Here is a 20,097-nt window from a genome sequence, read left to right on the forward strand (position 1 = left end):
CATGTTGTTGCCACATCTGGCGTCCCGTTTGTACGGGACGCCGCTTCTGCTTGCCCGTACCAAACTCGACATCATTCTCTCGGTGCTGGGTTCTCGCGTGGGCTGGCCCATCCAGTCTGAGCTGGCCCTGCCACCGTCGCGGGCGTCCCCCGCAGGTCAACACATGGCTGCAACCGGCATTGCGGTTGTGCCTGTGCATGGCTCGCTGGTACGCCGGTCCATGGGTATCGATGCTGCCTCTGGACTGACGTCCTACGGTGACGTTGCGTCCATGCTGGATGCGGCCGTGGTCGACACCACGGTATCGGGCATCCTGCTCGACATCGATTCACCGGGTGGTGAAGCCGGTGGCGTGTTTGAACTGGCCCAGCACATTCGCACTATCGATGCCATCAAGCCGGTCTGGGCCGTGGCGTGTGACTCGGCATTCTCGGCGGCCTACGCCATCGCCTGTGCGGCCTCCAGGGTGTTTGTCACCCAGACCGCAGGCGTGGGGTCGATTGGCGTCATTGCCATGCATGTGGACCAGTCGGTGCGCGATGCCCAGGAGGGGTACCGCTTCACTGCGGTGTCTGCCGGTGACTTCAAGAACGATCTGTCCCCACACGAGCCCCTCGACAAGGGCGCTTTGGGCCGACTGCAGTCCGAGGTGGACAGGCTCTATGGCCTCTTTGTCGACCACGTGGCCTCCATGCGGGGCCTGCAAGCCCAGGCCATTCGCGATACCCAGGCTGGACTGTTCTTTGGACCTGAAGCGGTTCGCAGTGGTTTTGCGGATGCGCTGGCCAGCGCGGACCAGGTGGTCACTGAGTTCAACGCTTACCTCAGTACCAGGAGCGCCCTGGGGCTGGCCCCCCGAGTGATCACTGCCTCTGCTACGGACATCCCGTCTGTCGTTTCCCTATCTCTCACATCCAACCTCAAGGAGATTCGTATGAATCCAGAAACCCATAAACCCTCGGCGCCTGCCGATGCAGAAGACGCAACTGCAGTATCCGATCTGGTGCAACACAAGGACGGCGCATCGCCTGAAGAAGCCAAGGAGAAGGTGCATGCGCCAGTAGCTACGCCAGCACCTGCCGTGCCCGACAACGTCGTCGCCGCTGCCGTGCAGTCTGCCAGGGCTGAGTCAGTTGCGATTGCGGAGCTGTGCCAGCTTGCCGGTCAAAGCCATCGCATCGCCGCGTTCCTCACCCAGGGCCTGTCGGCCGCCCAGGTGCGCCAGACCCTGCTGGCCAGCAGAGCGCAGAGCGAAGAGATCACTTCACTCATTGCACCCGACGCTGCCCCAAAAAGCGCCAGCGCTACCGGCGACTCCGGTGCCCTGATGGCTGCAGTCAAGAAGCTCACCCAAAAAACCTAACCCATCACCTCATCCGAAAGGACCCACACCATGAACGTCATCAATCAAGCACTCAATCTGGGCGACCTCATCAAGTACGAGGAGGATTGCCTCAATTACTCGCGCGACGTGGTCACTGTGGAGGCGGGCCAGAACCTGCCCCTGGGCTGCATCGTTGGTCGCGTGACCACTACCGGCAAGGTCAAGCAACTCGACCCCGGCGCTGAAGATGGATCGCACCTTCCAGTGGGAATCCTGCTGGACGCAGTGGACGCCACGCTCATCGACCGCGAAGACGCTTTGATCCTGGCACGCCATGGCGTTGTCGCTTCCAAAGCTGTCGTGTGGCCCGTGGAGATCTCCAACGCCCAGCAGGCAGCCATCACGTCGCAACTGGCGTCCCTCGGCATCCTGATTCGCCAATCGGCCTGATTTTCAACATCGAACGGACACATCACCATGAACAATCCATTCAACACTCCCGCGTTTTCGATGGCCGCGCTGACCGCCGCCATCAACATCATCCCCAACCGCTACGGCCGCATGGAGGCATTGAACCTCTTTCCGGCCAAGCCGGTTCGCACTCGCCAGGTCATCGTGGAAGAACAGAACGGCGTCCTGAACCTGCTGCCCACCATGCCCCCGGGCTCGCCCGGTACGGTGGGCGCACGTGGCAAGCGCAAGGTTCGCTCTTTCGTCATTCCGCACATTCCCCATGACGATGTGGTCCTGCCGGAAGAAGTCCAGGGCATCCGTGCCTTTGGCTCGGAGACCGAGATGGAGAGCGTGGCAGGCGTCATGGCCCGCCACCTGGAGACCATGCGCAACAAGCACGCCATCACGTTGGAGCACCTGCGCATGGGCGCGCTCAAAGGCGTGATCCTGGACGCCGATGGTTCTGTGATCTACGACCTGTACAGCGAGTTCGACATCACACCTGCCACCGTGCCGTTCGATCTGGGCAATGCCAATACCAACGTCAAATCCAAGTGTGCCGAGGTGTTGCGCTACCTGGAGGACAACCTCAAGGGTGAGTTCATGACCGGCATTCACGTCCTCTGTTCGCCCGAGTTCTTCGATGCACTCACTGGGCATGCCAAGGTGGAGAAGGCCTACACCTACTGGCAACAGGGCGCGGTGCTGATCAACGACATGCGTGCGGGCTTTACTTTCGGAGGCATCACCTTCGAGGAATACCGTGGGCAGGCTACTGATATCAACGGCACCTCGCGCCGCTTCATTGCCGCTGGTGAAGCCCATGCCTTCCCGCTGGGCACGGTAGACACCTTCAGCACCTACTTTGCACCGGCGGACTTTAACGAGACCGCCAACACGCTGGGCCAGGTGCTCTACGCCAAGCAGCAGCCGCGCAAGTTTGAGCGTGGCACGGATCTGCACACGCAGGCCAATCCGCTGCCGATGTGTCACCGCCCCGGTGTGCTGGTCAAGCTCACCGCGTAGCAAGTCCTGGCCATGCTCAGCGTTGAGTTTCTCTACGCCGCTGCTGCCAACGCCGGACTCCTCAAGTCAGCCTCCATCGGGGACAAGCAGGTCTTTGTTGATCTGCGTGCGCCCGATGAGGATGTGCTGGGTGGCATGGGCGTAAGCCGGGACTACGCCATTCGCTATCCACTGGCATGGTTGCCCGCACTTGCGGCAGGCAGTGAGCTTGCCATCGGTGGCAACACCTACCGGGTGCGCGAGGTCCTGGCCATGGGCGACGGCAGCGAAATGCGTGCCCACCTGACGCAACTCTGATGACCCAACTCTAAGGATCCGACCATGACCCAATCCGTGCGTGAGCAACTGATTCAGTCCGTTGCTCAAATTCTCGCGCCTGTGGCGGAACTGCAGGGCGCCCAGGTCCTGCGCTCGCCCACCAGCGGGGTCACCCGAGAGCAGTCACCTGCCATCCTGATCTTTGCGGAAAGCGATGCAGTGTCACCCCGGATCAACGACCGTGTGGAGCGCCAGCTGGTGCTCCGCATGGTGGCGATAGCCCGGGAAAAGGAAGGCATCGCCCCCGAGACCATTGCCGACGCGCTGCTGGTGGCCAGTCACGCTGCCGTGTTTGCCAACGCCAGTCTCAATGGCCTGTGCCTGGGTGTGAAGGAACTCGACTGCGAGTGGGAGGTGGAGGACGCCGATGCACTGGCTGCCTCCATTCCTGCGCGCTACCAGTTCACCTACCGCACCTTCGTGCATGACATCTCCATTCCAGGATAAAGCCAATGAATTCAGCCATGAACCCATCACTTTCAAAGGTGACTCTGATTGCGCCCCATACCCATGAGGGCAAAACCTACGCGTCAGGCGAGTCGATCGCCGTAGACGCTGCCACAGCGCAGTGGCTGCAACAGCACGGCATCGCACGCGTTGCCAGTGAATCCGCAGTCACCAACCCAACCCCAGTTTCCAAACTCGTAAAGGACTCCAAATGAGCACCTATGCATCCTTCCAGGGCCGTGTCTATCTCGGCAAACGTGATCTCGGTGGCAATCCGACGGAGGTTCGCTCACCCGGCAACGTGGCCGAGCTCAAACTCTCTCTCAAAACCGATGTGCTGGAGCACTACGAGAGCCAGACCGGCCAGCGCACACTGGACCATCGCATGGTCAAGCAGAAGTCCGCGACCGTCAAACTGACCATTGAGGAGTTCACCAAAGAAAACCTCTCCCTGGCCCTCTATGGCAACCATGTCACCGGCACGCCCGGCACGGTGTCGGCAGAAACCTTGGGCGGTGCTGCCCCTGTGATTGGCGACCGCTACTTTCTGGCGCATGCCAAAGTGGCCAATCTGATCGTCACGGACTCAGCAGCCACGCCTGCGACCCTGGAACTGGGCACCAACTACACGGCCGATGCGGACTTCGGTGCGGTCCAGTTCCTGGATGTGACGGGATTTACCGCACCATTCAAGGCCAGCTACGGCTACGGCGTGGCCACTGAGATCGGAATCTTCACGCAGCCTTTGCCAGAGCGCTATCTGCGTCTGGAAGGACTCAACACCGCGCAGGGAAATGCCAAGGTGCTGGTCGAGTTGTACCGGGTGGCCTTCGATCCCTTGAAGGAAATCTCCTTTATCTCGGACGACTACAACAAGTTCGAGATGGAAGGCTCGCTCCTGGCCGATTCGACCAAGCCCTTCGACGCGGTGCTGGGCCAGTTCGGCCGTATTGTCCAGTTGTGAGGAGCTGATCCATGTCTGATCTGGAAAAACTCTTGCCGCAGGCCACGGAACTGGCCATTCACGGTGAAACCTTGGCCATCATGCCGCTCAAGGTGGGCCAGATGCCTGCCTTTTTGCGTGCCATTACGCCAGTCATGCTCCACCTGAGCAGCAGTGAAATCGACTGGATCGCACTATTTGGCGAACGCGGGGACGATCTGCTCTCTGCCATTGCCATTGCCGTCAAGAAACCCCGCAGCTGGGTCGATGACCTGGCAGCGGACGAGGCGATCGTGCTGGCAGCCAAGGTGATCGAGGTGAATGCCGATTTTTTTACCCAGACGGTGATGCCCAAACTGGACGGGCTGTTCACCCAAGCCAAAAGCATCCATCCGAGCACGCCTGGTTCGACGCCACCCAGCGCCTGATCGCTCGAGGCCACCGTCTGCCGGACATTCTGGACTACACCCTGACGCAGATGTGCGGCTTTCTGGACGCATCCATGCGGCTGGATGCTTTTCATGACGCACGGCTGCTGTCCCTGATGGCCATTGGCAGCCGGGGTGACGTCAAAAACCTGGACCAGACCCTGGATCGACTCGTCGATCAATCCCAGGGTCGATAGTGCTCGATGAAGTTCGCCCATGAAAATTTCCATTCGCATCGACAGTGCAGCAGCACAGGCACAACTGCGCCGCTGGGGTGGTGAATACCGCGACAAGGTCAAAAAGGCGGTGGCCCGGGCCATACGAAGCGAGGCCACGGAGATCAAGCAGGAGGTGCGCGAGCAGGTTGCCTCCCAGATGGCGGTGGTCAAGAACGCCTTCCTCAAGGGCTTCAACGCCAAGGTGCTGGACCAGGATCCGAACCGTCTGCCCGCACTCTATGTGGGCTCGCGCATTCCCTGGTCTGGCATTCATGAGCGTGGTGGCTCCATCAGCGCAAGGATGCTGATCCCCCTGCATGGTCGCGTGGGGCGCAAGAAGTTCAAGGCGCAGATTGCTGAGCTGATGCGTGGTGGCAATGCTTACTTTGTGAAGAACGCCAAGGGAAACATCGTGCTGATGGCGGAGAACATCAAGGAGCACGACCGACCCTTGGCGGGATTCAAGCGCAGGTACCGTAAAGCCGATGGCGTCAAACGTCTCAAGCGGGGTGCCGACATTCCGATCGCGGTGCTGGTGCCTCGGGTAGTTCTAAAGAAGCGACTCGACATCGAAAGACTGGTGGCTGGCCGGATTCCCCGGCTGGCTGCCCAGATTGAACGACAGATTCAAACCCTGGACTGAAGTTCGGTCCAGGACCCATTGAGGTTTCCCTGATTCATGGCTACCAACCGCATATCTGTCCTCGTTGCTCTTGAAGGTGCCGATGACGGGCTCAAACGCGCCCTCAATTCGGCGCAGCAAAGCCTGGGTGACCTTGCCGCCAACGCCAAGACCGCCGGAGAAAAAGCCGCCGCTGGTCTGGCAGAGGTTAAGGCGGGGATGTCGGCATTTGGTGATCAGGTCAACTCGGCCAAGACCCAGTTGCTGGCCTTCCTGACGATCAACTGGGCCGCTGGCAAGGTCCAGGAGATCGTGCAGATTGCGGACGCCTGGAACATGATGGCCGCGCGTCTGAAGCTCGCCACCATCGGCCAGACCGAGTTCACTGCGGCGCAGAAGGCGCTGTTCGAGATTGCGCAGCGCATTGGTGTACCGATACAGGAGACCGCCACGCTGTACGGCAAATTGCAGCAGGCCGTGCGCATGCTCGGTGGCGAGCAGAAGGATGCGCTCACCATCACCGAGAGCATCTCCCAGGCCCTGCGCATCTCGGGTGCGTCCGCCACAGAAGCCCAGTCGTCTTTGTTGCAGTTCGGCCAGGCGCTTGCCTCCGGTGTGCTGCGTGGTGAGGAATTCAACTCGGTGGTGGAAAACTCGCCCCGCCTGGCGCAGGCCCTGGCCGATGGCCTGAACGTGCCCATTGGTCGCCTGCGCAAACTCGCGGAAGAAGGCCGCCTGACTGCCGATGTGGTCGTCAATGCGTTGCTGAGTCAAAAGGACAAGCTCGCTACCGAATATGGCCAGTTGCCCCAGACCGTCAGCCAGGCATTCCAGCGCCTGCAAAACGCCTTTGGTCAATGGGTCAGTCAGGTGGATGCGTCCACCGGCATCACAAAAAAACTCGCCGACGCCCTGACATGGCTTGCCACCAATCTGGAAAAAGTCATGTCCTGGCTTAAGACGATTGCCGAGGTGGGGCTGTCGGTCCTGATCTACCGACTCATCCCAGCCCTGATTACTGCCTGGCAAACGGCAGGTGCTGCGGCCGTCACGGCAGCCACGGCAACCTCAGCAGCCTGGGCCACAGCCAATCTGTCGATCACAGCGGCAGTGCAGAGCATTGGCTTGCTCAAAACAGCCTTTTCGGTACTCGGCGCTTTTGTGGTCGGCTGGGAAATCGGCACCTGGCTGTCCGAGAAATTCGAGATTGTTCGCAAGGCGGGCGTTCTCATGGTCGAAATCCTGGTCAAAGGGATCGAGCAGTTGCAATACCGCTGGGAAGCGTTTGCAGCCATCTTCTCGTCTGACACGATTGATGCGGCGACCAAGCGCCATGAGGCACGTCTGGCAGAGATGAATCAGATCTTTGCTGCCATGTATGCCGACGCAACCAAGGGATCGGATGCCGCTAAAGGGGCTATGACCACGGTGGCCAACACCGCAGAGGAAATTGCCAAGCGCCTGGAAGCGGTGCGCCAGGGCACCCAGGAAGCGGTCGGTCGTGGATTGGAAGCGGTGCATGCCGCAGTCGAAAAGCTCAAATCCCGCTTAGGTGAGGTGGAACAGGCCGTGTCCAAGGCCAATGCAGTGGTCACCGACGCCACCACCAAGATGGCCGAAGCCTACAAAGGGTTCACGGCTATTGTGGAGGCCAACCTGCAGCGCCAGGTTGAAGCCGTCAAGGCGCGCTATCAGCAGGAGCAGTCTGCACTGGACTTGTCCAAGGCGTCGGAGGCAGACAAGCTCACCAAATCCACCCAACTGCTGCTGGATTCGCTGACCCAGCAGACAACACTGCGTCGCCAGGCATTGGCGGACACCCTGAAGCTCATCGATGACGAATCCAAGGCCCGCATTGCCGAGGCGGCTCGGCAGGGGCAGACGGAGGCCGAGCGTAGTGCCAATGTCACCCGCGTCGAGAATGAAATTCTGGCCACCAAACGCCAGTCGATGGCGCAGGCGGCGACTGAATACAAGGCGCACATCGATGCCCTGAATGCCGAGGCCAACCGGCATCTGGCAGAAATCCAGCGCATTGAGGAGGCCAAACGCCAACTGACCCTGTCCACGGAAGATCGCATCCGCGAAATCCGGCGTCAGGGCATGACGGAATTTGAAGCCACAGAGGATCGCAAGCGCCAGGTCGTGGAGTTGCAAACCAAGGCGCGCGATGCACTGGCTGCGGGCGAGTTTGAACAAGCCCGGCAATTCGCGCAGAAGGCCATGGATCTGGCGGCACAGGTGGCCAGCACCCAGACATCGGAGGCCAAGAAGGCGGAAGAAGCACGCAAGCAGTCCGAGCAGGCTTTGTCGGAGGTGACCAAGCTGGAATCCCAGTCGCGTGAGGCCTACCGCAAACAGGAATACGCGACCGCCCAGGACCTCATGCGCCAGGCGGATCAACTGCGCGCCGAGCTGGCCCAGAAAACCAAGGAATCGGATGCAGCCATCACCAAGGGCAAGGAAGGGGTCAACCAGGCCATCCAGAACATCCGGGAATCGGAAGACATCCTGAACAAGACGCTGGATGCGGAAAGTCAGGCCCACCAGAATGCAGCCAAGTCTGCCCTTGCCGCACGCGATCAGATCAAGCAGACTCTCACCGAGACCGAAACCCAGATCGACCAGATCACGGCCAAGCTCAAAGAGGGCCTGAAGGTCACGCTGGATGCGGACACCTCGCGCTTTGACAAGGCCATTGCCGATCTTGACAAGGCCCTTGCCGAGAAAGAGCGGCTGCTGCCGATCAAGGCCGATCTGGAGCAGGCAGAGAAGAAGTTGCAGGAATACGAGCAGCTTCTCAAGGAAGGCAAGACCCTGCCGGTGGATGCCGATGTCAGTCAGGCCAAGGCAGCGCTAGACAAGTTGACTGCTTATGCCAAGGACAGCGCGCAGCTGGAACTGCGCATCTCCTCAGAAAAAGCGCAGGCGTCGATCACCAATGTCGAGGGCATGATTCGCGCGCTGGACCGCATCAAGACCGAGTCGCAGCACCAGATCAGCAGCAATGCGGACGCCGCGAAAGGCGAGGTGCTGAGCCTCAACGGGATGAATACCTCCAGCACCCACACCATCTATGTGACCAAGGTGGAAACCAATGCCACAGGTGGGCTGGTTGGCCGTGGCGTGCCCCATTTCGCTGATGGTGGCCCGGTGGCGTCCGCCTTTACGCGCATGAGCGGTGGGTCGGTGCCGGGATCAGGTGACCAGGACACGGTACCGCGCACCCTGGATGCTGGAGCCTTCGTGCTGCGCAAAGCGGCCGTACGCAAATACGGCAGTGCTGCGCTGTCCCGCCTGGCAAATGGGGTGGTGAGGGGTGCAGCCAACCCCATGACGGGAGTGGCCCGATTCGCGACGGGTGGTCCGGTCAACTCAGGAGCCAACATCACCAAGCGCAACAAGGATGCGGTCGAAGCCCAGCAGATGGTGGAGCTGGGGATGCAGGCCATGCGCGAGTACACCAGTTGGATGCGCGGCCACTATGGTGCATCACTCAGCCTGGGATTTGAGTGGGACACCCTCAAGTCCTACGGTGAGCAGGCATATCGTGATCGAAATGTCCTGGAATCCCTGGTCAACCGCAAGCAGCTGACCGGCAATGAGCGCCAGAAGGTAGATGCCATCAAACAGACCTGGCGTCAGGCCATGGCGCAGCCGCTGTTGTGGGGCAAAGACGTCGAGCGTGACCTCATGGACTACATGGAACAGCACCAGGGCGAGTTTTACCGGGGCGGTGGCATTGCCAGGTCCGACACGGTGCCCGCCATGCTGACCCCGGGCGAATACGTAGTGAACCGGGATGCTGTCAGTCGCTTTGGCTCCGGATTCTTTGAATCACTGAACAACCTCACAGTACCTGCACAGGCGCTGGCCCAGCGGGTTCAGGGGTTTGCCGTCGGTGGCTTGGTGGGTGTGCCGCAGGCCACCACTGTGCATCGTCCGATGGTGGAGAGTGTGGAAAGGACGTCTGGCCCGGTGCGAACCGTGCGTGTGGAGCTGGCCGCCAATGGTCGGCAGGTGGGTGCGCAGATTGATGAGCGCGACGAGGGGCGGCTTCTGCAGCTGCTCCAGAGTGCGCAGATGAGGGCAGCCTGATCATGCTTCTGACCAATCTCACGGACTCAGTTGCTTTGTCCTTGCCAGACGATTTGCTGTGGAGCGATGAACATAGCTGGAGCCCGGCAGTGGCCTCGGTGTCGTACCTGATCACCGGGGCACTACTGGTTCAGTCCGCGGTACGCCAGGGCGGACGTCCCATCACCCTGGTGGGTGCGGCCGACATGGCCTGGGTGACGCGCGCCACAGTGGAGCAGTTGCATGCATGGGCCAGTATCCCCCTGGGTGCGTCCGATGGGCGTTTTACTTTGACGCTTGCCGATGCGCGTGCTTTTACGGTGGCATTTCGGCATGCCGAAGTGGCCATCGAGTCCGAGCCCGTCAAGGGCATTCCAGCGCGGCTGGCGTCGGATTTTTATCGCATCACCCTGCGACTGATGCAGGTGCAAGGCGCTTTTTAAGCCGCCACACCGATTTCCCATTTTTTTGATTTCTGGAGGTCTGAATGGCCATTCTCACGGGCGACATCAAGCTGGTCGCCTCGCAAGTCATGCTCGACGTTCCTGAAGGCGGTGGTGCGCCCACGTCCACCGTGATTCAGGACGCTACGAGTAACGCAATTTTTCCGGACATCTCGGAACTGGACCGCTCCGGCGGCCGGGTCAACCTGCGCAAAGTGCATGTCAGTGTGCAGACGCCGGACACCGACACCTATCTGGGCTGCAACGTGATCGTGGCCGATCCACCTGCAGACCCCAATGTCAGTGTCACGTTGTTCAGCACCAAGGAAATCTTCGACCGGCGCGACTCGGCCAAAAAGCGTGTGGAGGCCTATCTGGCACCTGGACCCGCATGGGCTGGGTTTCTGTTTGAGAACCACATCATTGGCCAGCGCTCCATCCAGCTCTTTCAGATGCCTAGTAGCACCGCACCCGAGGTGGGGCACACGCTGCTCATCGTGCAAAACGAAGGCTTGACGACCGAGAAGTTGCAGTACGTGCGCGTGACCCGGACTGCCTCTGTCCTTCGCACGTTTATCAAGGACAACGGGCAGGAGTACAAGGCACTCATCGTCACTGCGGACCTGAGTGACGCACTGCGTTTTGATTTCATGGGCTCACCGCCCAGCGAGTTCTTCCGCAAGGCTGCGGCTGCAGCCCTGATCCGTGACACCACGGTGGCCGATGCAGCCCAGTATTTCGGTGTCGTCCCTCTGACGGAAGCAGTGACCATGGGCAGCCTCAGTGCCAAAGCCAAGTCCATCTTCACGCAGCTGGTACCCAGTGCGCAGACCGAGATTCCTGTCATTGATGCCAATGCAGCCGGGGAATACGACACGGTGGTAGATGCATCCAATGGCAATGTGTCGATCACCACGTCCATTGGCTTCAACCCCAATGTGGCGCTGTACTTTGGCAACCCGGTGTATCCGGGCACGCTCAATATTGCCTACTCTGGTGGCGCACTGACCGACTCATCCGGGGATCTGCTGCAGGGCACGACCGTCATTGGCACGGTGGACTATGCGCGCGGAACTGCCACCTTGTCGCCCTCGGCACCCTCCATCGGTGGGACCAAGACCATCACCTACAAGGCAGCCGGTGCACCCCTGCAATTGGCGGACACCGCCGGGATCTACGTGTCTCAGGAGACGCGGGCTTACAACTACATCCAGACCATCAGTCCGCCACCCGCCCCGGCCACGACCCGTGTGAGCTACCGATCCAACGGGAAGTGGTACGACCTGCGTGACAACGGTGGTGGCAAGCTGGTGGGCACCGACGTGGCCTACGGCGCGGGCACGGTGAGTTACAGCACTGGCACTGTGGCGGTCACGCTGGGTGCCTTGCCCGATGTCGGCAGCCAGGTCATTCTGAACTGGGGTTCCCGCGTCAACTACACCAACCGGTCTTCGGTGGCACTGCCGCCCCTCACGGTTCCATTGCAGCTGGCGCAGACGGGCATCACACCAGGCTCGGTCGTCATCAAATGGAACGATGGCACAGCACGCACCGCCACAGACGACGGCAAAGGAAACATCACCGGCAGTGCCACGGGAACCATCCGCTACCAGACCGGGCTCATCAGTCTGGCTCCCACTGTGCTGCCTGCTGGTGGCCAGATCTACACGGTGGACTACACCTATGGTCCACCCGATGTGCAGGAGTTTCCGGCGCCGTTGCGCGACATCAATGGCAACGTCCCACTGACGCTGTCGAAGTCCAACCTGCGCCCCAACACCATCGAGGTGACCTGGAACCTGCTCTACAACCCCTACGACCCAGTCACGATGACCGTGTTTCCATCGAGGGATCCGTACAAGACGGTGCGAGACGATGGCCTTGGGCGCCTGAAAGACACCCTGGGTGAAGACCACGGAAGCGTCGATTACGTCACTGGGATCATCAGTCTCAGGACTGAGACGACCGTTGGCATGCCCAAGGCCAAATATGCCTGGATCACATTGGGCGTGGTCGCTGGTGGTGGCACGGTGCGCCGCTACCTGTTTCAGGGTTGGGAATACTTCCCGGTTGGGGCCAACATGCCCAATGATGAGACGGCGCACGTATCAGTGAAGTACCGCTCCGTTGCGTCTGACTCGGCCGTCACGGCACCGATCAGCACCACAGCACTCAAGTTCGACCTGACCAACCAGTACTCCGAGAACATTGTTCCGGGTAGCGTGAATTTCACGCTAGGGGGTCGTACCTACTTTGATCGTGCCGGGAACCTGTACTACGGGCTGGATGTGGCATCCGGTAGTGCCATCAAGGCTGGCACCCTGAATTACCAGTCGGGCGAGGTGACCCTGGATTCCTGGGTCGCCGCTGCATCGTCTGCTGTTTCCGTCAAATCGCTGCTGACCTCCATGGATGGGCACCCGGTGGACGAGGTCACGTTTCGTGCGCCTGTGGCACCGCTACGCACTGGATCCGTGCAGGTGCTGGCGACCTGGCTTGCGGGCGGCCTGCTCAATGTGTCGGCCAACACGGCGGGGGACTTCATTGGCACCGATGTGTCGGGTCATGTGGACTACGACACGGGTGTGGTGCGTCTGCGCTTTGGGTCGTATGTCACGGCCGCAGGCAATGAAACAGCCGTCTGGTACTCCGCTGCCAATGTCGGGACGGACGGCAAGATCTTCAAACCCGCCCCAGTCATTGCCAATACCATCCGCTTCAATGCGGTGGGGTTCACCTATCTGCCGCTGGACGCCGACATCCTGGGCCTGGATCCGGTGCGCCTGCCGCAGGATGGCAAGGTGTCGATATTCCGGCCCGGTGGTTTTGCCGTGCTGGGACATACCGGGTCGATTTCGGCAACGGTCTCCAACGGTCAGGTCATCAACTGCGCCCGGGTTCGCCTCAGTCGTGTGCGGGTAATCGGCGCAGATGGCCGTGTTATCAACACTGGCTACACCGCAGATCTGGAAGCGGGGACGGTCACGTTCACCTCAGTGAGTGGGTACGCCCAGCCCATCGTGGTGGAGCACCGCATAGAGGACATGGTGCAGGTGTCCGATGTGCAGATCAATGGCCAGTTGGCCTTCACGCGCCAGGTCACGCACAGCTACCCATTCCCCGGTAGCTTCATCTCCAGTGCATTGGTGGCGCAGGATCTCAAGGCCCGCGTGTCAGTCCTGTTCGACCAGGCCACCTGGGACTCGGTGACCTATGCCGATGCGGTGACGGGTTCGGTGGCACCCGGCACCTACAACGACATTCTGGCTCCCCTGGTGGTGACCAACAACGGGGCCGTCACCGAGAAGTGGGCGCTGCGCTTTACCAACACCACGACGTTCGACGTGATTGGTGAGCACGTGGGCACGATTTCCAGTGGAAGTATTGCCACCGATACCTCACCGATCAACCCTGCCACCGGCAGCCCGTATTTCACGATCAAAGGGATTGGTTGGGGCAGCGGCTGGTCCGTGGGCAATGTGCTGCGCTTCAACACCGTGGGCGCGCTGTTTCCGGTCTGGATCGTTCGCACGATTCAACAAGGCCCCGAGAGCGTCATCAATGACAAGTTCACCGTGCTGGTGCGCGGTGACGTCGATCGACCCTGATTTCCACGTTTCAACTGAAGGAATCCGACATGGCAACCATTCCAGTCAAACACTACAACTCCGGCATGCAGGGCGCGCCCCAGCTGGCCAACGCATGGGGCGACATGACCGCCTTGCTCGATGCCGTGCTGGTGGATGGCTTCAACCTGCGCACCATCGACACGCTGACCTTTGCGGACGGCATTGCCACCGCCCGGGTGAACGCCGGGCACCTGTACCTGGCGGATCAGGTGGTGAGCATTCAGGGGGCCAACCAGGCCGAGTACAACGGCGAATTCCGGGTCCTGAGCACGACCGCACTGGAGTTCACCTATGCGGTGACTGGCACTCCTGTGACGCCAGCCACTGGCACGCTGTCAGTGAAGGTCGCGCCACTGAATTTTGAGCGCGCATTCACCGCGACCAACAAGCGCTGCTACCGCAGTAAAAACATCCTGAGCAACCGGCCATTCCTGCGGGTGGACAACTCGCTGGATCCGTCCTACACCACGACCTACGCCAAGAAGGCCAAGGTGCTGATGGCCGAGAACATGTCCGACATCGACACTGTGGTGGGAGCACAGGCTCCGTTTGACCCGAACAGACCCACATTGAATACCGTGGGCACCGGCTCCGGTACTGGCGCAGCGGATGGCTGGTACAAGTGGTACCACTCCCGCAGTGACCAGAACAGTTCTGAGAGTTCCGGTGGGACCGGTGGCAACAAAAACTGGGTGATCGTAGGTGATGACCGGGGCTTCTACCTGTTCAACGAATGGCAGGTGTCGGTCTATGGGCGTGCTTGCTACTGTTTTACCGATTTCGCCAGCTTCCGCCAGGGGGATGCGTACAACACGCTGCTTGCGGCTACGGATTCTTACATCGGCGTGTCCTCCAACATTGGCTACAACGGCGTCGACTACCAGAGCTACGGCAATCGGTCGCTGGATTTCACGGGCAAGATACTGATGCGGGATCACATGCAGGTGGGTGGCAACGTCCGGGTCGGATACCTGGGGCTCAACACCAACAACGCCCAGCAGATCACGGGCTACAGCACCTCGGTGCCGTGGCCCAATGGTCCGGACTATGGGCTGATCCTGCACCCGGTGTATCTGCGCCAGGAGTCGCCAGGGCATCTGCGTGGGAAATTGCCGGGCATCTTCTGGGTGCATAACGACAGCCCATTGGCAGACCTCAACGTGCTCACCGGTGTGGTCGGGTACGAGGGGCGCAAGTTCCTGATCGTCTGCAACAGTTACAGCACGGCAGGCAACGTGGCTCGCTATGCCTTTGACATCACGGGTCCCTGGTGGTGAGCCATGGCACTGGTTTTAGACGAAACCTTTGCCACCGCCATTCCCGCCAACTTTGCCACTGCCAGGGTCCAGAGCGGGGCACTGACTGCCACCTACAACGCATCCGCCCAGGCGGTGGATCTGAGCAATTCCACGGCCGGGCAGAACATCTGGGACATCACGGCAGTTCCTCTTACAGCCGCCGGAGAGATGGAAGTGGACCTGGAGTGGGTGGCCGATCTGACTGGCACCAACAACTACCGGCATGCAGGACTCTGGGTGACTGCTGGCCAGGCCGTGAGCAGCAACGGATTCCGGTTCGCGCACTACCAGTCGGACTGGCGTCTTGGACGCTGGGACGGATCACAGTGGACAGGCAACTCTGCGGAAAGCATCACCCAGCAAGGGGCGGCGGATCCGTTCAACAACGCTGGGGACCGGCGCATTCTGAACCTGCGCTGGGACATGAGCAGTACGGCTGGCGTTTCACGCATAGCCATCGAGGCGCGCATCGACGGTGTTCTGCGCCTGGTGAATGCCTCAACCTTTGCATCATTACGCGCCGGAATCTTTGTGTACCAGTCCACCGTGCGGCTGCACAGCATCAAGGTGTGGGACGTGCCGCAGGCACCGCTGACAGATCTGGGGTTCCATGGTCTGAGGCCTGCCCATGGGCGTGGCGTCTACACAGTGCCACCTGCAACTGCCAGCGGTGTCCCCACCTCACGCATGACCAGTCCGCTGGCACGCGTGGACAACAGCATGCCCCAGGCAAAGGTGAAGGGCGCTGCGGTGAACTACTACCGGGGACAGAAGCTGTGGCGGCGCAATGTGTACCAGGGCGGCAATGGCCGCATCGTGGGGACCGTGGGAATCAAAGGATCACCCAACACTCCGGTGCAACGGCGCGTGCGACTCATTGACGAGAAGACGGGCCTCCTGGTCCGTGAAGTGTTCAGCGATCCGGTCACTGGGGCCTACGAGTTTCTGTATGTCGCTATGGACCACAAGTACACCGTGATGACCTACGACTATGACAACAACTACCGGGCGGTGGTGGCGGACAACATCACTGCGGAGTTTGTCCCATGACGCTCTCCGTGTCCTTTGATCTGAAGAATGCGCGCCTCATAGCCGTCGTAGCCTTTCTGGACACTGGTGCGGGCGTAGCCCGGGTGCGCATTTATCCCGGCGTGCGGGTGCTGGTCGGTGCAGCACCGAATACCGGATTTCTGGCCGAGTTGCCTCTGCAAAAGCCCAGTGGTTCAGTGCTCGATGGTCTCCTGACTCTGGCGGCAGGTGACCCGGTGCTCAACGCCAACAGTGGAGTGGCCACCTGGGCACGTGTGGTCAATGGCAATGGTGAGACCGCCTTTGATTGCGATGTGTCCGACATGACCGGGACGGGCGAAATCAAGATTCAGAACACGGTGCTCTTTGAAGGGGGTGAGACACGCATGGTCAGCGGCGTGCTGGGGGGATAAACGATGCCTGCAGTTGACTTGCTGTTTGACCGCACGGCGGCGTCTGGGCCACCCTGGGTGCTGCTGTTTGGCGATCTGCTGGGCGAGGCTCCGGCCAGAACCCTGGAATTTGCTGCCCAGTTTGATGAACTGCGCTTTGCGGGGCGCGCCAGTTCGATCATCCCTTGCACCGTGTCAGTGGTCTTCCCTGAAATGACCTTTGCGTCGATCGCCCTGTACCAGAGCAAGACCCAGCGGCCCACAGTGGCCAGGGTGATGGCACCCTGGTCCAAGGGCGTTGGGACAAGGGAAATCGGCGTGTCTGCAGCGCACACCCTGGCCAACCGTGCACCGCTGGGTTCTCAGAACCTGTGGAGCACAGGGCTGGAATCCAGAGTGGGTGCTTCAGCGCCGCAGTATTCGGCCATCCGACATGACTCCTATGTCCTCACAGGGTTTGACGGTGCCTTGCACCGCCGCCTGGAGCCCAGTGGTTTGCTGTTTCAGAGTGCGGACCATGCGGTGCGCCTGCGCATGACCAACGCGTTTCAAGTGGCAGCCCGGTTGGGTGCGTCGCGGGTGCGGGACTTTTTCAATGTAGGGCTGAGGCGCGGATCACCGCTTTCTGCTCTTTGGAATCGTGGTGCCGCACACCGGCTGCAGGCATCCAGCAGTGCAGGAGAAGCACTGCGAAGCAATCGGGGATGGCAGCAGCGCTATCAAAACGCATGGGTGCCACGGGCTGGGCGCACTCTAGTTGCGGGTCCGGTCACACCACCTGTGCGGGATCCCTGTTATCTGCCGGATACGCACTTGCTGTTTGACCTGATGTGGGCCAGTGACACCGGTCTGGTTTTCATCTGCGAGCGCCATACGACGCCACTGCCACCTCGCACCACGGTCGTGGTGCCGATAAGAAGGATTTATATGGTTGTGAACAATGCCAGTCTGCATCGGGTGGATGGCAATATCGAGTTGCCGACACTGAGCATGGCATTGGGCCTGGATGTGGATTCCTGGACCTGGAGTTTCAGCGCGACGCTGCCTGCGCAGGCGCTGACCAACCTCGAGCCTGCAGGCACTGGTTCGCCGGTCGAAGTGGAAGCGATCATCGACGGAACAGCCTTTCGTGCCCTGGTGGAAAGCATCGAGCGCACCCGCGAATTTGGCACCAATGACCTGCGGATTTCCGGGCGTGGCAAAACCGCGCTGCTGGATGCCCCCTATGCACCGATCCAGAGCTTTACCAATACCCAGGCGCGCACTGCCCAGCAGATCATGGGTGACGTGCTGACCATCAACGGTGTGTCATTGGGCTGGAGCATTGATTGGGGTCTGGCAGACTGGTCGATTGCATCCGGTGTGTTCAATCACCAGGGCACCTACATCGGTGCGATCAACAAAATCGCCGCTGCTGCCGGTGGCTATGTGCAGCCCCATGCAGTCAGCCAGACACTCAGGGTCCTCCCACGATACCCAACGGTTCCGTGGGATTGGGGCAGTGTTGTGGCGGACTTTCAGTTGCCAGTGGATGCCACTTCCCGCGAGTCCCTGCGCTGGCATGAAAAGCCTGCCTACAACCGGGTGTTCGTATCCGGCCAGGAGGTCGGTGTACTTGGGCAAGTGACACGTGCCGGTACCGCAGGTGAGGTGCTGGCGCCCATGGTGGTGGACCCGCTGGTCACCAGTGCCGTTGCCGCGCGTCAACGGGGTATTGCCGTCCTGGCCGATACGGGGAGCCAGATCGAGGTGGGTCTGCGTCTGCCAGTGCTTCCCGAGACGGGCATCATCTTCCCCGGCGCGTTCGTGGACTACCAGGATGGCGGCGTGTCGCGTCGCGGTCTGGTTCGGTCCACACAGGTACAGGCAGGGTTGCCTGAAGTCTGGCAGACCCTGGGAGTACAGACCTATGCATAACCTCTATCAGCAATTCCGGTCCCTGCTGCCGGATCCGCCACTGCAGGTCGGCACTGTCATCGCTACCAATGGTGGGGTTGGCACCGTACAGATGCCCGGAGGTGGACTTCTGAAAGCCCGGGGCACTGCGATCGTCGGCCAGAAGGTGTTTGTGCGCGATGGCGTGATCGAAGCCATTGCGCCCAACCTGACGCTGGAAATCATCGAAATTTAGATTCATTCAACGCCATTCAACAGAAGTTGGAGGCAACCCCGAAACCCGTCTGTGTGCATCTGCGCCAGGCGGGTTTCTCACTTCGAGGAGCATGAAAAATGGAAACGACACAGGTCGAGAGACGGCGCATGGTCACGCTTCCACAGGAAGAGTTCGAGGCCATGCTGGAGCGGGCAGCCGAACGCGGTGCCCTGCATGCGCTGCATGAGGTAGGCCTTGATGGCGAGGATGCCGCCCGGGATATCCGAGCCCTTCGTAATCTCCTGGATGCCTGGCGCGAAGCACGCGTGACCGCCTGGCGCACGGTCGTGAAGACTGTCACCACAGGTCTGCTGCTGGCGCTGGTTACAGGGGCGGCGATCAAGTTCAAGGTGTTTGGAGGTGGCCAATGATTGAAACATTGCTTGGTGGTTTGCTGGGCGGTGTTTTCCGCTTGGCTCCCGAAATTCTCAAATGGATGGATCGCAATGGCGAGCGTGGCCATGAGCTGGCGATGCAGGACAAAGCGCTGGAGTTTGAGAAGCTGCGCGGCGCACAGCGCATGGCGGAGATCGGTGCCAGTGCTGACGCGGCGTGGAACACAGGTGCCATTGATGCATTGAAAGATGCCATTCGCACGCAGGGTGAGAAAACGGGTGTGCGCTGGGCTGATGCACTGTCTGCCAGCGTCCGTCCGGTCATCACCTACTGGTTCATGGCGCTGTACTGCGCGGCCAAAACGGCGTCGTTCGCAGCCGCAGTGACTGCGGGCGCTGGCTGGGGTGTGGCCATCCTACATGCGTGGACAGAGGCTGATCAGGCTCTGTGGGCTGGAGTGCTGAACTTTTGGTTTCTGGGGCGAGTGTTTGACAAGGTTGGCCGGTGATTCCGGTGCCACTGGCCGCTGTGGAAATGGCCAAGCGGTTTGAAGGATTTCACCGCGTGTCGAGGGTATATCCCGATCGTGCATATCCGTACATCTGCCCAGCAGGGTTCTGGACGATTGGGTATGGCCATCTGTGTGACCCCAAGCACCCGCCGATCACGGTAAAAGAAGCCGAGGTCTATCTGGCGTGCGACCTTCAAAAGGCACTTTCCGCGACGCTGCGCTACTGCCCGGTGCTGGCCACCGCGCCGGAACACCGACTGGCTGCCATCGTCGACTTTACGTTCAACCTCGGCGCGGGTCGGCTTCAGACATCAACATTGCGGCGGCGGATCAATCAGAGCGACTGGACGAGCGCGGCGCAGGAACTACGCCGATGGGTCTATGGCGGAGGGAAGGTTCTACCTGGGTTGGTTGCAAGGCGAGAAGCCGAATCGCGCCTGCTATAGGGCCG

Annotated in this window: 21 protein-coding genes; all 21 read left to right on the forward strand. The window is 60.6% G+C overall.

Translation table 11 applies throughout. The features are described from left to right. Position 1 precedes the first annotated feature (1 nt). The 21 genes from AC2EBU_RS09610 to AC2EBU_RS09710 all read left to right on the forward strand — a co-directional run bounded on the left by AC2EBU_RS09610 (position 2) and on the right by AC2EBU_RS09710 (position 20,092). Entirely contained in the window at positions 2–1,363 is a 1,362-nt protein-coding gene (locus tag AC2EBU_RS09610; protein WP_484610202.1) for a S49 family peptidase, read from the forward strand. A 30-nt stretch (positions 1,364–1,393) separates the two neighbouring features. Next, entirely contained in the window at positions 1,394–1,774 is a 381-nt protein-coding gene (locus tag AC2EBU_RS09615) for a head decoration protein (RefSeq protein WP_484610203.1), read from the forward strand. Positions 1,775–1,801: 27 nt separating this feature from the next. Then, positions 1,802–2,803, forward strand: a complete 1,002-nt coding sequence (locus tag AC2EBU_RS09620) for a major capsid protein (RefSeq protein WP_484610204.1) — start codon at positions 1,802–1,804, stop codon at positions 2,801–2,803. A 12-nt stretch (positions 2,804–2,815) separates the two neighbouring features. After that, entirely contained in the window at positions 2,816–3,100 is a 285-nt protein-coding gene (locus AC2EBU_RS09625) for a head-tail joining protein (protein WP_484610205.1), read from the forward strand. 24 nt (positions 3,101–3,124) lie between these two features. Continuing rightward, entirely contained in the window at positions 3,125–3,568 is a 444-nt protein-coding gene (locus tag AC2EBU_RS09630; RefSeq protein ID WP_484610206.1) for a hypothetical protein, read from the forward strand. A gap of 17 nt (positions 3,569–3,585) precedes the next feature. Further along, the gene (locus AC2EBU_RS09635) at positions 3,586–3,783 is read left to right on the forward strand and encodes a DUF7210 family protein (RefSeq protein ID WP_484610207.1); all 198 of its coding nucleotides are present in this window, start codon (positions 3,586–3,588) and stop codon (positions 3,781–3,783) included. After that, on the forward strand, positions 3,780–4,532 hold the full coding sequence (locus AC2EBU_RS09640; RefSeq protein WP_484610208.1) for a phage tail tube protein: 753 nt from the start codon (positions 3,780–3,782) through the stop codon (positions 4,530–4,532). Before AC2EBU_RS09635 ends, AC2EBU_RS09640 begins: the two co-directional genes overlap by 4 nt. Positions 4,533–4,543: 11 nt before the next feature. Beyond that, positions 4,544–4,939, forward strand: coding sequence for a hypothetical protein (locus AC2EBU_RS09645; RefSeq protein ID WP_484610209.1), 396 nt, complete (start codon positions 4,544–4,546; stop codon positions 4,937–4,939). Positions 4,940–4,989: 50 nt separating this feature from the next. Then, positions 4,990–5,136, forward strand: coding sequence for a hypothetical protein (locus AC2EBU_RS09650; protein ID WP_484610210.1), 147 nt, complete (start codon positions 4,990–4,992; stop codon positions 5,134–5,136). Between the two features lie 19 nt (positions 5,137–5,155). Continuing rightward, entirely contained in the window at positions 5,156–5,800 is a 645-nt protein-coding gene (locus tag AC2EBU_RS09655) for a DUF6441 family protein (protein ID WP_484610211.1), read from the forward strand. A gap of 36 nt (positions 5,801–5,836) precedes the next feature. After that, complete coding sequence (locus AC2EBU_RS09660; RefSeq protein ID WP_484610212.1) at positions 5,837–9,877, forward strand: tape measure protein; 4,041 nt, start codon at positions 5,837–5,839, stop codon at positions 9,875–9,877. A gap of 2 nt (positions 9,878–9,879) precedes the next feature. Further along, positions 9,880–10,299 carry a hypothetical protein gene (locus AC2EBU_RS09665; protein ID WP_484610213.1) on the forward strand — a complete coding sequence of 140 codons (420 nt, stop codon included), beginning with the start codon at positions 9,880–9,882 and terminating at the stop codon, positions 10,297–10,299. Positions 10,300–10,343: 44 nt separating this feature from the next. After that, on the forward strand, positions 10,344–13,907 hold the full coding sequence (locus AC2EBU_RS09670; RefSeq protein ID WP_484610214.1) for a hypothetical protein: 3,564 nt from the start codon (positions 10,344–10,346) through the stop codon (positions 13,905–13,907). Between the two features lie 29 nt (positions 13,908–13,936). Continuing rightward, on the forward strand, positions 13,937–15,205 hold the full coding sequence (locus tag AC2EBU_RS09675) for a hypothetical protein (RefSeq protein WP_484610215.1): 1,269 nt from the start codon (positions 13,937–13,939) through the stop codon (positions 15,203–15,205). Between the two features lie 3 nt (positions 15,206–15,208). Beyond that, a complete protein-coding gene (locus AC2EBU_RS09680) occupies positions 15,209–16,276 on the forward strand; it encodes a hypothetical protein (RefSeq protein ID WP_484610216.1) in 1,068 nt (355 codons plus the stop codon). Further along, entirely contained in the window at positions 16,273–16,668 is a 396-nt protein-coding gene (locus AC2EBU_RS09685) for a hypothetical protein (protein WP_484610217.1), read from the forward strand. The genes AC2EBU_RS09680 and AC2EBU_RS09685 overlap by 4 nt, the downstream gene beginning before the upstream one ends. A 3-nt stretch (positions 16,669–16,671) precedes the next feature. Continuing rightward, positions 16,672–18,564, forward strand: a complete 1,893-nt coding sequence (locus AC2EBU_RS09690; protein ID WP_484610218.1) for a hypothetical protein — start codon at positions 16,672–16,674, stop codon at positions 18,562–18,564. Continuing rightward, complete coding sequence (locus AC2EBU_RS09695; RefSeq protein WP_484610219.1) at positions 18,557–18,778, forward strand: hypothetical protein; 222 nt, start codon at positions 18,557–18,559, stop codon at positions 18,776–18,778. The genes AC2EBU_RS09690 and AC2EBU_RS09695 overlap by 8 nt, the downstream gene beginning before the upstream one ends. A gap of 98 nt (positions 18,779–18,876) precedes the next feature. Further along, positions 18,877–19,170, forward strand: coding sequence for a DUF6127 family protein (locus AC2EBU_RS09700; protein ID WP_484610220.1), 294 nt, complete (start codon positions 18,877–18,879; stop codon positions 19,168–19,170). Next, positions 19,167–19,643: a hypothetical protein gene (locus tag AC2EBU_RS09705; protein WP_484610221.1), complete on the forward strand. Its 477-nt coding sequence runs from the start codon at positions 19,167–19,169 to the stop codon at positions 19,641–19,643. The genes AC2EBU_RS09700 and AC2EBU_RS09705 overlap by 4 nt, the downstream gene beginning before the upstream one ends. Next, entirely contained in the window at positions 19,640–20,092 is a 453-nt protein-coding gene (locus tag AC2EBU_RS09710) for a lysozyme (protein ID WP_484610222.1), read from the forward strand. The genes AC2EBU_RS09705 and AC2EBU_RS09710 overlap by 4 nt, the downstream gene beginning before the upstream one ends. Positions 20,093–20,097 lie beyond the last annotated feature (5 nt).

Source organism: Curvibacter sp. T50 (assembly GCF_057219955.1).